Raw genomic sequence first — 13427 nt, 5'->3', positions numbered from 1 at the left:
CCGGCCGCCGGGATCGGCACGAGGACGTCGGTCCCGGCGGTCGGCCGCGGTCTCGTCACCGTTCGGCGAGTGCGAGGAAGTGGCGCAGATAGCGGGGGTCGGTACGGCGCAGTGACAGGAGTACGTACAGGTCGGCGACGTTGAAGTCGGGGTCGTGCGCGGGTGCTCCGCAGACCTGGGCGCCCAGTCGCAGATAGCCGCGGAGCAGGGGCGGGAGCGTGGAGAGGCCGGTGGGCACGTCCCCCCGCCCCGCGGATCCGGCGGTGGGCTGCCAGAGGCGGTGGGGAGTGACCCAGTGGTCCTCGGGCGCCAGGTGCTTCGTCCGTACGGTCTCCCATGCCCCGGCCGCGGCGACGCCGCCGTCGGCGAGGGGTATCGAGCAGCAGCCGGCCAGCCAGTTGTGTCCGGTGCGTTCCATGTAGCGGGCGAGTCCGGCCCAGATCAGCGCGATCACGGCGCCGTCCCGGTGGGCGGGGTGGACGCAGGACCTGCCGACCTCGACCAGGTCGTCGCGGATCGGTCCGAGCCGCCCGAGGTCGAACTCGCTCTCCGCGTAGAGGCACCCGGCGGCCCTCGCCCGGTCGGGCGGCAGCAGACGGTAGGTGGCCACGATGTCGCCGGTGGCTTCCTCCCGCACCAGCAGATGGTCGCAGTAGGCGTCGAACGCGTCGCTGTCCAGGCTGGGTTCGGATCCTTCCAGCCTGGCGCCGAGCTCACCCGCGAAGACCTGGTGGCGCAGGCGCTGGGCCGCACGCACCTCCTCCTGGTCGACGGCGAGGGACACCCGGTAGCGCGGCGGGGCGGGAGGGACGGGCTGCGCGGGGACAACGGCGGCGGCGGGGAGAGAGGTGACGGGCAGCGCGTTCATGACGGTCTCCGGGGACGGATCGGCAAGGGCGGCCGCCGGACCGTCGCACTGTGGCGAAGGCCCGGCCCCCTACTTCTTCCGCGACCGGCTGGATTCGACATGACCGCATGGGAGAGCCGGGATGTGCGAAGGCTGAATCCCGGGTGCGTCCGAGCCCGGGCCGAAGCTCCTCGCAGCGGCGTGGTGCCGCGCGGTTCAGCCGCTCGCGAGCAGGTCGGTGATCTTCTCCGAGGCGGCCTTCGCCTCTTTCCTCGGGTCGCCGCCCTCAAGGACCGCCGTCATGTACGGCTTGATCGGGTTGACGGCCTCGACATTCGCCCACTGCGGCGCGTTGGGCGTCGCACGCCCCTCCGCTGCGCCCCGGGCCATCGCGGCCGTACCCTCCTGCCCCACGACGACACGCGCGAGGTCGGGCTTGTTGGGCACGTAGCTCATGGTCCTGGCGAGTTCTTCCTGCCACTTCCGGCCCGCCAGTGCCTTGATCACATCGATACCCGCGGCGCGCTCACCCGCCTTCTCCGGAACGATCAGGTCGGACCCGCCGGTGAAGACGGCGCCGGGGGTCTTCGCGGTCTTTCCCGGGATCGGGAAGTACCCCAGTTTCCCCTTGAGTTCGGGGTTCAGCTGCTCGATCTGCGCGGCGGCGCCCGGCACCGAGATGATCTGCGCGACATCGCCCTTGGCGAAGACCTTGGCCTGCGGAGGCTTTTCCTCGTCCGCGTTCTTGGGACCGTCGCCGAGCGCCTGGAGTTCCTTGTAGAAGCTCATGCCGCGAAGCGCGTCGGGGCTGTCCAGGGCGCCTTCCCAGTCGCCGCCCTTCTCGTCGGCCAGTTCGCCGCCCTCGTCCCAGATGAATCCGGCCAGGACGTACCAGTTCTGGCCCGCGAGATAGATGCCCTGATTGCCGTTCCGGTTGAGCTGCCGGCTGTCCGCGATCCATTCGTCCCGGGTCTTCGGCGGGGACTCGATACCGGCCTGCTCGAAGAGGTCCTTGTTGTAGATCACCACTCGATTGGCCGCGTACCAGGGGATTCCGTACTGGACACCGTCGATGCTGCCCGGGTCGGCGAGACCGGGCAGCCAGTCCTCGCTGCCGAGGTCGCGCACGGACTCCAGGGTGAGATCGCGCAGTCCGCCGCTCCCCGCGTACTGGGAGACCTGGGTGTTGCCGACCTCGATGACGTCCGGGGTGTCCTTGCCCTTGAGCGCGCCGGTGACCTTCGGGCCGATGCCGGTCCAGCTCTGGACCTTGAAATCGAGCTCGATGGACGGGTGCTCGTCCTCGTACGCCTTGGTGAAGCGCTTGAGGAAATCGGCGGACACGCTGTCCTTCATCAGCCAGATGGTGACCTTCTTGCTGCTGGACGCCTCCGAGCCCGAGACGATTCCGCATCCGCCCAGCGCAAAGGTGGAAACGAGCGCGACGGCTCCGACGAGTTTGCGGTTCTTCACCAGGTTCACCTTCTGCGAAACGGCACGACGAATTTCCAGAACCCGGTGTGGGGGGACTGCGGGCGGCGCTCGCACGGGCGTGGCTGGATTTTGGTATGGACCATTGCTCCGGTCAAGTCCCGTTCACCACACATTCTGCACACGGACCTCTCGCGCACCCGGGCCAGGTGGGGCACCGTGGTAGGAACGAGAGGGGACATAAGATGTCGAATCACACCTATCGGGTCACCGAAATCGTGGGGAGCTCCCATGACGGCGTCGACGACGCCATCCGCAGAGGCGTCGCAAGAGCTTCGGAAACGTTGCACAATCTCGATTGGTTCGAGATCACGCAGGTGCGCGGAGAGATCAAGGATGGCCGAATCGAGCACTTTCAAGTGGGCCTGAAAGTGGGCTTCCGCCTCGACGAGCCGAGCTGATCCGGTGCCACCGGCCGCCCACCGGAGCGCGGTCGGCCCCGCCGGATCACATCCGACCGCACACCGCGTTCAGGTACGGCCCTCGCGCCCCTGCGCGTCCTTGAGCGCGGGCGGCACCTGCGCCCGGCGGGCCCGTACCACGGCGGAGCCGGCCGGCTCCGCCGCGTCGCAGACGAGTTCGTCGTCGTCGACCAGCATCCGCACCTCACGCTCCCGGCCCAGCCGATGCAGCATTTCCAGCTCGGCGTGCCGGGCCGGCCTGCGGTCGTCGTCGCTGCGCATGTACAACCGCCCCTCGGGCAGCCCCTGTTCCACCAGCCGTGCCAGGGTGTCCCGGCGGCACCGCTCGGGACGCCCGGTGAGACGCCCGACCTCGCACTCCGCCGCGCCGCTCAGCACCAGCCGCACGCCTTCGGGAAGCGGCGGGTCGTCGACGGCGGCGGAGAAGAAACCGTTCCAGTCACGCCGCCGCCCCTCCAGTCACGCCGCCGCCCCTCCAGGCAGTGCTGCCGCTGTCCGCTGTCCGCTGTCCGCGAGCGTGCCGTCCAGGTCGAATAGGGCCAGGGGCCGGTGGTCGCTTCTCACGCCCCCAGCACATCAGACGAGTGCCACCACCAGGAGAACGAGCACCACGACCACGGCCACCACCGCCGCGACCCGCAGCGAGCGGCGCCGCGACCAGACCGGGAGAACGTCCGGGCCCTCGCGCCCGGGGAAGACGTAGAAGACATGGTCGAGATCGTCGGGGATCGTGACCGCGGCCAGTCGCAGCCAGCCGATGTCGACGCGTCGGGCCACTTCGCCCCGGCGCGGCGCGAGGGCCGATTCGACAGCCTTGAGGTGCGCCGGGTCGAGCGCGTCGGGGAGCGGGGCGCCGGCCGCGGCCAGAGTGGCTCTCTCCCACGCGCCGGCGCGCCCGGTCTGCTGCCGGACGCGCAGCGGCGGTGCCGGTTCCGGCAGCTTCAACGAGGCCCGGACGGGCGCCTGCCCGACCGATCCCCCGGTCCACAGCGTGACCAGGCCCGTGCCCTCGCACGGGGCGTGCTCCGTCGTCCGCGCGCCCTCGCAGACCGGGCAGGCCCTGAAGCCCGTGTCGTCGCACCGCGGACACTTCTCGGCACCCCGTCCCTCACATTCCGGACAAGCGGTATGGGGCTTGCGGCACTTCACGCAGGTGGTCCGCCCGGCCGGCGGCTTCTCCCGCGCCGGCTCGGCCGCCGCGCGGTCCGTGCGGCGCCTGCCGGTGCCGTCGCACCAGGCGCACGGATCGACACCCTTGCAGGCCGGGCACACGGGGCCGATGTCGCAGCGCAGCTTCCCCTTGCCCCGGCACCGCGAACACGGCTGCCGTCCGTCGTCGCAGCCGCAGGGCACCGTTCGCACCGAGTCACGGAGCACCAGTTCGACGGTCCGCGCCACCGCCGGATCCTTCGGCGGCTCGACCGGGTGGTCGCGCAGATCACCTTCGTAGGTGGGCAGCCCCGACGTGTCGAACCTGCCGGGCCTGGACTCCCGCCGCGTGGTACGGGTCTCGACGCACCGGACGACGCGCAGGTCGAGCAGCGGGAGCCGGGTGATGTCGGCACCGGCCCGCCGCAGTTGCGCCCCCTGTCCGGGCCGGCCGACGTGCCGGGCGACCGCTTCGAGGATGTCGTCCTCGGACAGTGAGTCGGCCATGACGGCTCTGCCACCTCCCCGGCACGCGCACCCGTGCGCCGGACGCAGCGTACGGGCGCGGCGGTCCGGCGCTCAAGAGGGCGTCGCGGGACATGGCGAGAGCCGTACGGGGGCGACCTCGGAAGCGGGTCCCCATCACATCCGCGCGCGCCCGCCCACGCGCGGATGTGTGATCATGTACCCGCGTTCCGCGTGGATCGTAAAAAGTTGCACAGGATCCGCATGGAACCAAAAGGGTTTGTAAAGCTATATTCAGGTTTGTGGCATCAAACGTTAACCAAGTGAAGCGAATACTCCTGCGTTCGGGGAAGAGCCCCTACGACGTCGTCCCTGTCGAGCGCGCTCTCCATCAAGACGTGTTCGCCACCAACTCGGGCAACCTGATCTTCAGCGACGCCGCTCACAAGATCCTTGAGACGCCACGTTCGGAGGTGGTGTCGAACGGCATCACCACCAGGGTCGCCGACGCCGACCGCATCAACAGCGAGTACGACGTCTTCGTCATCCCGCTCGCCAACGCCTTCCGGCCGTCCTTCGAACGCCAGCTGGAGCGCCTGACCCAGCTCATCTCGAAGCTGACGATCCCGGTCGTCGTCCCGGGAGTGGGTGCCCAGACCGGCGTCGACTACACCGCGGACCGGCTGCGGCCCATGCAGCCCACGGTCTACGCGTTCGTCTCGGCCGTGCTCGACCACAGCGCCTCCATCGGTGTGCGCGGGGAGTTCACCGAGCGGTATCTGCGGGACATGGGTTTCCGCGACGTGGACGTCATCGGCTGCCCCTCGATGTTCCTCAACGGCAGCAAGCTCGGCATCCACAAGAGCGGCCGGGCCCTCGGGCCCGAGTCACGGATCGCCATCAACGGATCGCACGACGCCGTGCGCAAGCAAGGACTCGGGCGGATCATCAACCGCACCCACGCGCGCTACCCCCACCTCCGGTTCATCGGCCAGAACCTCTCCGACGCCCGTCAGCTGCACTGGCGGGACCTGTCCCACCAGAACGCCTCGCTCACCGACATCCCCACCCACCCCGATCACCCCATGTACCGGGAGGACAAGGTCCGCGTCTACATCGACCCGGTCACCTGGATGGACGACCTGCGGGGCTTCGACTTCTCCTTTGGCTCCCGCATCCACGGCAACATCGCGGCGCTGCTGGCCGGCACGCCCGCCACCGTGCTCTGCGGCGACTCGCGGACGCTGGAGCTGTGCCGCTACTTCGACATCCCGCACCGGATGCTCGCGAAGGTCCCCTGGGACCTCGACCCCGCCGAGCTCTGCGCCGAGGCGGACTTCGGGCCCCTGACCCGCGGTCACCAGGAACGCTTCGACCGGTTCATGAACTTCCTCGACAAGAACGGCCTGGAGAACACCTTCACCCACGGCGACAGCGGCGCGGCCTTCGAGGAACGGATGAGCAAGCTGGCCTTCCCTCCGGGCGTCCGCCCCTGGGTCGGCGCCGACGCCGCCACGATGGGCGACCGGCTCAACTGGCTCCAGTCCCAGCTGACGGACCTCACCGCACAGAACGCCCAGCTCAAGCGGAAGCTCGCGAAGAGCTCCGCGGTGCCGGCCCAGCGCTCCACGTACCAGCGGGCCCGCAGTGTCGTGGGACGGCCCATCAAGCGCGCCCTGCGCCCGTCCCGCTAGCACCTCTCCGAATCCGGTCCGCGGCCGGCCCGGGGGGCCGGCCGGACTCGGGCCGTTCCCGGACCGCGCCTGCGGACCCCGCCGCTCCCGACGCCTAGAATCGGGGTGTTTGTCCCCAGGCTTTCGGCCTGCCCCGATCCGTACGGAGTCCCCGCGCATGTCCACCCCCCACGATCCGTACGTCCGGGTGCGCGGCGCCCGCGAGCACAATCTCCAGGACGTCTCGGTCGACATCCCGCGCGACACCCTCACCGTGTTCACCGGCGTCTCGGGCTCCGGGAAGTCCTCCCTCGCGTTCGGCACGATCTACGCCGAGGCGCAGCGCCGCTACTTCGAGTCCGTCGCCCCGTACGCCCGTCGGCTGATCCACCAGGTCGGCGCGCCGGCGGTCGGTGAGATCACCGGGCTGCCGCCCGCCGTCTCGCTGGAACAGCGCCGCTCGGCGCCCGGCGCCCGCTCGTCCGTGGGGACGGTCACCACACTCTCCAACTCGCTGCGCATGCTGTTCTCGCGCGCCGGGGACTACCCGGCCGGTGCCGAACGGCTGGACTCCGACGCCTTCTCGCCGAACACCGCCGCCGGGGCGTGTCCCGAGTGCCATGGCCTCGGCCGGATCCACCGCACCACCGAGGAGCTGCTCGTCCCCGACCCCTCGCTGTCGATCCGCGACGGCGCGATCGCCGCCTGGCCGGGTGCCTGGCAGGGCAAGAACCTGCGCGATGTGCTGGACGCGCTGGGCCATGACATCGACCGCCCGTGGCGCGAACTGGACGCCGGGGACCGGGAGTGGATCCTGTTCACCGATGAGCAGCCGGTCGTGACGGTCCATCCGGTGCGTGAGGCGGGGCGCATCCAACGCCCGTACCAGGGTACGTACATGAGCGCCCGCCGCTATGTGATGCACACCTTCGCAGACTCCAAGAGCCGCACCCTGCGTGCCAAGGCCGAGCGCTTCCTGACCAGTGCCCCGTGCCCGGTCTGCGACGGCAGCAGACTGCGCCCCGAGGCCATGGCGGTCACCTTCGCCGGCCGTTCGATCGCCGGACTGGCCGCGCTGCCGCTCACCTCTCTCGCCGAGGTGCTGCGCACGGCGGGCGGTGATGACACGGCCCGGGTACTGACGGCGGACCTGCTCGCCCGGATCGAGACGGTCACGGAGCTCGGGCTCGGCTATCTGAGCCTCGACCGTACGGCACCGACGCTGTCCTCCGGCGAGCTGCAACGACTGCGGCTCGCCACCCAGTTGCGGTCCGGTCTGTTCGGTGTCGTGTACGTGCTGGACGAGCCGTCGGCCGGTCTGCACCCGGCGGACACCGAGTCGCTGCTGGGGGTGCTCTGCCGGTTGAAGGAGGCCGGCAACTCGGTCTTCGTCGTGGAGCATCAGATGGACGTGGTGCGCCGGGCGGACTGGCTGGTCGATGTGGGGCCGCTGGCCGGTGAGCACGGGGGCCGGGTGCTGCACAGCGGCCCCCCGGCCGGGCTCGCCGAGGTGGCGGAGTCGGCCACCCGGCGCTTCCTCTTCGACGACGGGCCCGCTCCGGTGCGGGAGGTGCGTACGCCGTCGGGGTGGCTGAGGCTGAGCGGGGTGGACCGCCACAACGTGCGGGGCGTGGACGCCGATTTCCCGCTCGGGGTGTTCACCGCCGTCACCGGCGTCTCGGGCTCCGGGAAGTCGACGCTGGTCGGTCAGGTCCTGGCCGGTGTCCTCGCCGACCGGCAGGCCACCGCCGCCGCCGGTCTGCCCGCGGAGCGTCCCACGCCCGGGTGCGCGTCGGCGGAGGGGCTGGAGGCGGTGGACCGCCTCGTGCAGGTCGACCAGAAGCCGATCGGCCGCACCCCGCGGTCCAATCTGGCCACGTACACCGGGCTGTTCGATGTCGTGCGGAAGCTGTTCACCGAGACGGACACGGCGCGCGAGCGCGGCTACCGGGCCGGGAGGTTCTCCTTCAATGTGGCGGGCGGGCGGTGCGAGACCTGCCAGGGTGAGGGGTTCGTCTCCGTGGAACTGCTCTTCCTGCCCAGTACGTACGCCCCCTGCCCGGACTGCCACGGCGCGCGGTACAACCCGGAGACCCTGGAGGTCACCCTGCGCGGCCTCGACATCGCGCAGGTGCTGGATCTGACGGTCGAGTCGGCGGCCGGGTTCTTCGCCGGTACGCCCGCCGCCGAGCGCAGCCTGCGGACGCTTCTCGACGTCGGGCTCGGCTATCTGCGGCTCGGTCAGCCCGCCACGGAGCTGTCGGGCGGCGAGGCCCAGCGGATCAAGCTCGCCGCCGAGCTCCAGCGCACCCGCCGGGGCCACACCCTGTATCTGCTCGACGAGCCGACGACCGGGCTGCATCCCGCCGATGTCGAGGTGCTGATGAGGCAGCTGCACGGTCTGGTCGACGCGGGCAACACCGTCGTGGTCGTCGAGCACGACATGGCGGTGGTGGCGGGCGCCGACCGGGTGATCGATCTCGGGCCCGGTGGCGGCGACCGCGGTGGCCGGATCGTGGCGGCGGGAACACCCGCCGAGGTCGCCCGCGCGGAGGGCAGCCGTACGGCGGCGTACCTCAGGGCCTCCCTCCGTCTCGCCTGAGGGTTCGATCGGGTTCAACTCGCCGCTCTCCAGTGGGAGTTGCCGCTTCAGGCAAGCAATAGGAAATGAAAAGGCAAAGAACATTGACCGCGGGCTGGTCCAGACCAATTATGGGCATGCCTCACGGCCGCTCCACGCCGTGCGGCATGTGACCCCCGGCCGGGATTCACAGGAACGGGCCGCGCCCTCCACCGGGCGTGGCCGAGCCGTGCGATCCGCCCGTTGTCTCACCCCGCTGGGAGCACCCCATGAGACGTCCAAGAACACTCGGCGCAGTCCTGAGTGTCCTGGCAACCACTGTCGCGTCCGCCGGCCTGGTCCTCGGATCGGGCGCCGGCGCGCAGGCCGCCGCCACCGCCGCCACTCCCCTGCCCGCGCATGTCTTCGCCCCGTACTTCGAGGCGTACAACGGAGACAGCCCGGCCGCGCTCTCCGAGCAGTCCGGTGCCAAGTATCTGACCATGGCCTTCGTCCAGACGGAGGCCCGCGGTTCCTGCACCCCGTACTGGAACGGCGATTCGAGCCAGCCCATCTCCCCGTCCGAGTTCGGCACCGATTTCACCACCATCCGGTCGCGCGGCGGCGATGTGATCCCGTCGTTCGGCGGGTACGCGGCCGACAACGGCGGCACCGAGATCGCCGACAGCTGCACCAGCGTCGACTCGATCGCCGCCGCGTACGAGAAGGTCATCACGACCTACGACGTGTCCCGGCTCGACATGGACATCGAGGACAACTCGCTGGAGAACAGCGCCGGAATGGACCGCCGCAACAAGGCGATCAAGAAGGTGCAGGACTGGGCCGCCGCCAACGGGCGTTCGGTGCAGATCTCCTACACCCTGCCCACCACCACGAGCGGCCTCGCCGACAGCGGTCTGGCGGTGCTGGAGAACGCCGTGTCCAACGGCACGAAGGTCGACGTCGTAAACCTGATGACGTTCGACTACTACGACGGCGCCTCGCACAACATGGCGCAGGACACCCAGACGGCGATCACCGGCCTGAAGGGTCAACTGGCCGATCTGTACCCGTCGAAGACCGACGCCCAGCTGTGGGGCATGACCGGCATCATCGAGATGCCGGGCATCGACGACTACGGCCCGGCCGAGACGTTCACGACGGCCGACGCGACCGCCGTCTACAACTGGGCCGTGTCCAAGGGCGTCAGCACGCTGTCGTTCTGGGCGCTCCAGCGCGACAACGGAGGCTGCCCCGGCACCGGGGGCAGCGACACCTGCTCGGGCATCGCGCAGGACACCTGGTACTTCTCGCACACCTTCGCGCCCTTCACGAGCGGCGCCGGTCCGGTGACGGACGACTACTCGGTGGCCGTGGCGCCCGGTTCGGCCACGGTCGCCCCCGGTGGTTCCACCACGGCGACCGTGAACACCGCGGTCACCTCCGGCAACGCCAAGACCGTCGCGCTGACGACGAGCGGGGCGCCCGCCGGGGTGACGGCGGCGCTCAGCCCGACCTCGGTCACGGCAGGCGGTACGTCGAAGCTGACGGTCAGCGCGTCGGCTTCCTCGACGCCCGGCACGTACAAGATCAATGTGACCGGCACGGCGGGCACGCTCAGTCACACGGCGGCCTTCACCCTGACGGTGTCGGGTCCGGGTGGCGGCACCGGCGCGCTGGTGAACGGCGACTTCGAGACGGGTTCGCCGAGCCCCTGGACCTGTGAGCCCGGTGGCGCGGTCGTCTCCACGCCGGTGCACGGCGGCGCGCACGCGCTCGCCGCGGCGGCCACCGCGTCCCAGACGGGCGAGTGCACGCAGACGCTCACCCTGTCCCCCAACACCACGTACACGCTGAGCGGTTGGGTACAGGGCAGCTACGGATACCTCGGTGTGCGGGGCGACGCCTCGGCGAGCACCTGGGGTTCGTCGAGCGGCTACGCCAAGCAGTCGGTGACGTTCACCACCGGTTCGACCGGCACGGTGACCGTCTATCTGCACGGCTGGTACGGACAGGGCACCGTCTACGCGGACGACCTCTCCGTCACGTCCTGACCCCGCGAGACGTCGGAGACTTCCCGGCCCCGGAGGTGGGCGGCCTCCGGGACCGGGAACTCTGCCGCTCCCTCAGCGGCGCACCTTGCGGGTCGCGCGCAGCCACTCCTTGTTCATGGCCGAGATCGACGGCAGCGGGATGCCCTTGGGACAGGCCGTGGCGCACTCCCCGGTGAGGGTGCAGCCGCCGAAACCCTCGGTGTCCATCTGTCCGACCATGTCGAGAACCCGGGTCTCCCGCTCGGGGGCGCCCTGCGGCAGGACGTTGAGGTGGTTGATCTTGGCCGAGGTGAAGAGCATCGCCGAGCCGTTGGGGCAGGCCGCGACGCAGGCGCCGCAGCCGATGCACTCGGCGTGCTCGAAGGCGGAGTCGGCGTCCGGCTTGGGCACCGGTGTGGCGTGCGCCTCGGGGGCGGTGCCGGTCGGTGCGGAGATGTAGCCGCCCGCCTGGATGATCCGGTCGAAGGCCGAGCGGTCCACGACCAGGTCCTTGACGACGGGGAAGGCGGAGGCGCGCCACGGTTCGATGTCGATCGTGTCGCCGTCCTCGAAGGACCGCATGTGGAGCTGGCAGGTGGTGGTGCGCTCGGGGCCGTGGGCGTCGCCGTTGATGACGAGGCTGCAGGCCCCGCAGATGCCTTCGCGGCAGTCGTGGTCGAAGGCGACGGGATCGTCCCCGGCGAGGATGAGTTCCTCGTTGAGGGAGTCGAGCATCTCCAGGAACGACATGTCCTGCGAGATGCCGTCCACCTCGTAGGTGGACATGGCGCCGGGGGCGTCGGCGTTCTTCTGGCGCCAGACGCGCAGGGTGAGCTTCATGCGTAGCTCCGCTGAGTGGGGTGGACGTACTCGAAGACGAGGTCTTCCTTGTGCAGGACGGGGGCCTCGCCGGTGCCGGAGAATTCCCAGGCGGCGGCGTACGAGAACTCCTCGTCGCGGCGGGCGGCTTCGCCGTCCGGGGTCTGCGACTCCTCGCGGAAGTGGCCTCCGCAGGACTCGGCGCGGTGCAGGGCATCGAGGCACATGAGCTCGGCGAGTTCCAGATAGTCGACGATGCGGTTGGCCTTCTCCAGCGACTGGTTGAACTCGTCGCCGGTGCCGGGCACCTTGATGCGGCGCCAGAACTCCTCGCGGATCTGCGGGATCCGGTCGAGAGCCTTGCGCAGCCCGCCTTCGGTGCGGGCCATGCCGCAGTACTCCCACATGAGTTCACCGATCTCGCGGTGGAAGGAGTCGGGGGTGCGGTCGCCGTCGACGGAGAGCAGCAGGTTCAGCCGGTCCTCGGTGTCGGCGACGACCTCTTCGACGGCGGGGTGCGAGGCGTCGACCTCGTCGTGGTGCGGGTTGCGGGCCAGGTAGTCGTTGATGGTCGACGGCAGGACGAAGTAGCCGTCGGCGAGGCCCTGCATCAGCGCGGAGGCACCGAGCCGGTTGGCGCCGTGGTCGGAGAAGTTGGCCTCCCCGATCGCGAACAGGCCCGGGATCGTGGTCTGGAGGTCGTAGTCGACCCAGAGTCCGCCCATCGTGTAGTGCACGGCGGGGTAGATCCGCATCGGGGTCTCGTACGGGTTCTCCGCGGTGATCCGCGCGTACATGTCGAAGAGGTTGCCGTACTTCTCCTCCACCCCGGCCCGGCCCATCCGCCGGATGGCTTCGGCGAAGTCCAGGTAGACGCCCTGTCCGCCGGGGCCGACACCGCGTCCCTCGTCGCAGACGTTCTTCGCGGCGCGCGAGGCGATGTCTCGGGGTACGAGGTTGCCGAAGGCGGGGTAGATGCGCTCCAGGTAGTAGTCGCGCTCGTCCTCGGGGATCTCGTTCGCGGGGCGGTTGTCGCCCTTGGCCTTCGGTACCCAGATCCGGCCGTCGTTGCGCAGCGACTCGCTCATCAGCGTCAGCTTGGACTGGTGGTCGCCGGTGCGCGGGATGCAGGTGGGGTGGATCTGGGTGAAGCAGGGGTTGGCGAAGTAGGCGCCGCGCCGGTGGGCGCGCCAGATGGCGGTGGCGTTGGAGTTCATGGCGTTCGTCGACAGGTAGAAGACATTGCCGTAGCCGCCGCTGGCCAGGACGACCGCGTCGGCGAAGTAGGTGTCGATCTTCCCGGTGACGAGATCACGGGCGACGATGCCCCGGGCCTTGCCGTCGACGATGATCAGGTCGAGCATCTCGGTGCGGGCGTGCAGTTCGACGTTGCCGGCGGCGATCTGCCTCGACAGTGCCTGGTAGGCGCCGAGGAGAAGTTGCTGCCCCGTCTGGCCACGGGCGTAGAAGGTACGGGAGACCTGGACGCCGCCGAAGGAGCGGTTGTCGAGGAGCCCGCCGTACTCGCGGGCGAAGGGGACGCCCTGGGCCACGCACTGGTCGATGATCTCGACGGAGATCTGGGCGAGCCGGTGGACGTTGGACTCGCGGGCGCGGAAGTCGCCGCCCTTGACCGTGTCGTAGAAGAGCCGGTGGATCGAGTCGCCGTCGTTGCGGTAGTTCTTCGCGGCGTTGATGCCGCCCTGGGCGGCGACGGAGTGGGCGCGCCGGGGCGAGTCCTGGAAGCAGAACTGGACGACGTGGTAGCCCTGTTCGGCCAGCGTCGCACCGGCCGAACCGCCGGCCAGGCCGGTGCCGACGACGATGACGGTGTGCTTGCGGCGGTTGGCCGGGTTGACCAGCTTGGCCTGGAAGCGACGGGTGTCCCAGCGTTCGGCGACGGGGCCTTCGGGGGCCTTGGTGTCGACGACGGGGGCACCCGTCTCGTAGTGCGAGTAGTCGGTCATG

General features: G+C 70.1%; 9 protein-coding genes and 1 pseudogene. 4 read left to right on the top strand and 6 right to left on the bottom strand.

What is annotated here, in order from left to right:
* Positions 1-55: 55 nt before the first annotated feature.
* Both ACIOMQ_RS31625 and ACIOMQ_RS31620 read right to left on the bottom strand, forming a co-directional pair.
* Positions 56-868: a GNAT family N-acetyltransferase gene (locus ACIOMQ_RS31625; RefSeq protein ID WP_402191331.1), complete on the bottom strand. Its 813-nt coding sequence runs from the start codon at positions 866-868 to the stop codon at positions 56-58.
* Between the two features lie 195 nt (positions 869-1063).
* Positions 1064-2320, bottom strand: a complete 1257-nt coding sequence (locus ACIOMQ_RS31620) for an extracellular solute-binding protein (RefSeq protein WP_362202988.1) — start codon at positions 2318-2320, stop codon at positions 1064-1066.
* Positions 2321-2523: 203 nt separating this feature from the next.
* On the opposite strand from ACIOMQ_RS31620, the gene ACIOMQ_RS31615 reads away from it, so the two are divergent.
* Positions 2524-2739: a dodecin gene (locus ACIOMQ_RS31615; RefSeq protein WP_362202991.1), complete on the top strand. Its 216-nt coding sequence runs from the start codon at positions 2524-2526 to the stop codon at positions 2737-2739.
* Positions 2740-2808: 69 nt separating this feature from the next.
* On the opposite strand, the pseudogene ACIOMQ_RS31610 reads toward ACIOMQ_RS31615, so the two are convergent.
* Both ACIOMQ_RS31610 and ACIOMQ_RS31605 read right to left on the bottom strand, forming a co-directional pair.
* Positions 2809-3324: pseudogene (locus tag ACIOMQ_RS31610) on the bottom strand (hypothetical protein).
* A 12-nt stretch (positions 3325-3336) separates the two neighbouring features.
* Positions 3337-4416 carry a hypothetical protein gene (locus tag ACIOMQ_RS31605; RefSeq protein ID WP_401757149.1) on the bottom strand — a complete coding sequence of 360 codons (1080 nt, stop codon included), beginning with the start codon at positions 4414-4416 and terminating at the stop codon, positions 3337-3339.
* 281 nt (positions 4417-4697) lie between these two features.
* Between ACIOMQ_RS31605 and ACIOMQ_RS31600 the strand changes: the two genes are divergently transcribed.
* The 3 genes from ACIOMQ_RS31600 (at position 4698) to ACIOMQ_RS31590 (ending at position 10661) form a co-directional block, all read left to right on the top strand.
* Positions 4698-6068, top strand: a complete 1371-nt coding sequence (locus ACIOMQ_RS31600; protein ID WP_362202997.1) for a polysaccharide pyruvyl transferase family protein — start codon at positions 4698-4700, stop codon at positions 6066-6068.
* Positions 6069-6225: 157 nt separating this feature from the next.
* A complete protein-coding gene (locus tag ACIOMQ_RS31595; RefSeq protein ID WP_362203000.1) occupies positions 6226-8649 on the top strand; it encodes an excinuclease ABC subunit UvrA in 2424 nt (807 codons plus the stop codon).
* A gap of 248 nt (positions 8650-8897) precedes the next feature.
* Positions 8898-10661 carry a glycosyl hydrolase family 18 protein gene (locus tag ACIOMQ_RS31590; protein ID WP_402191329.1) on the top strand — a complete coding sequence of 588 codons (1764 nt, stop codon included), beginning with the start codon at positions 8898-8900 and terminating at the stop codon, positions 10659-10661.
* Positions 10662-10733: 72 nt separating this feature from the next.
* Here the strand turns inward: ACIOMQ_RS31590 and ACIOMQ_RS31585 are convergent, their stop codons facing one another.
* Positions 10734-11480 carry a succinate dehydrogenase/fumarate reductase iron-sulfur subunit gene (locus ACIOMQ_RS31585; RefSeq protein ID WP_362203006.1) on the bottom strand — a complete coding sequence of 249 codons (747 nt, stop codon included), beginning with the start codon at positions 11478-11480 and terminating at the stop codon, positions 10734-10736.
* The gene (locus tag ACIOMQ_RS31580; RefSeq protein WP_401939833.1) at positions 11477-13426 is read right to left on the bottom strand and encodes a fumarate reductase/succinate dehydrogenase flavoprotein subunit; all 1950 of its coding nucleotides are present in this window, start codon (positions 13424-13426) and stop codon (positions 11477-11479) included. The genes ACIOMQ_RS31585 and ACIOMQ_RS31580 overlap by 4 nt, the downstream gene beginning before the upstream one ends.
* Position 13427 lies beyond the last annotated feature (1 nt).

This window comes from Streptomyces sp. NPDC087845, assembly GCF_044742755.1.
In the GTDB taxonomy this organism is placed as follows: Bacteria; Actinomycetota; Actinomycetes; order Streptomycetales; family Streptomycetaceae; genus Streptomyces.
This window is presented reverse-complemented; position numbering and strand designations above follow the sequence as displayed.

What these genes read in the sequence shown, in the direction of transcription:
- ACIOMQ_RS31625 (WP_402191331.1), bottom strand. Translation starts at nt 868, where the DNA reads ATGAACGCGCTGCCCGTCACCTCTCTCCCCGCCGCCGCCGTTGTCCCC.
- ACIOMQ_RS31590 (WP_402191329.1), top strand. Translation starts at nt 8,898, where the DNA reads ATGAGACGTCCAAGAACACTCGGCGCAGTCCTGAGTGTCCTGGCAACC.
- ACIOMQ_RS31605 (WP_401757149.1), bottom strand. Translation starts at nt 4,416, where the DNA reads ATGGCCGACTCACTGTCCGAGGACGACATCCTCGAAGCGGTCGCCCGG.
- ACIOMQ_RS31580 (WP_401939833.1), bottom strand. Translation starts at nt 13,426, where the DNA reads ATGACCGACTACTCGCACTACGAGACGGGTGCCCCCGTCGTCGACACC.
- ACIOMQ_RS31595 (WP_362203000.1), top strand. Translation starts at nt 6,226, where the DNA reads ATGTCCACCCCCCACGATCCGTACGTCCGGGTGCGCGGCGCCCGCGAG.
- ACIOMQ_RS31585 (WP_362203006.1), bottom strand. Translation starts at nt 11,480, where the DNA reads ATGAAGCTCACCCTGCGCGTCTGGCGCCAGAAGAACGCCGACGCCCCC.
- ACIOMQ_RS31615 (WP_362202991.1), top strand. Translation starts at nt 2,524, where the DNA reads ATGTCGAATCACACCTATCGGGTCACCGAAATCGTGGGGAGCTCCCAT.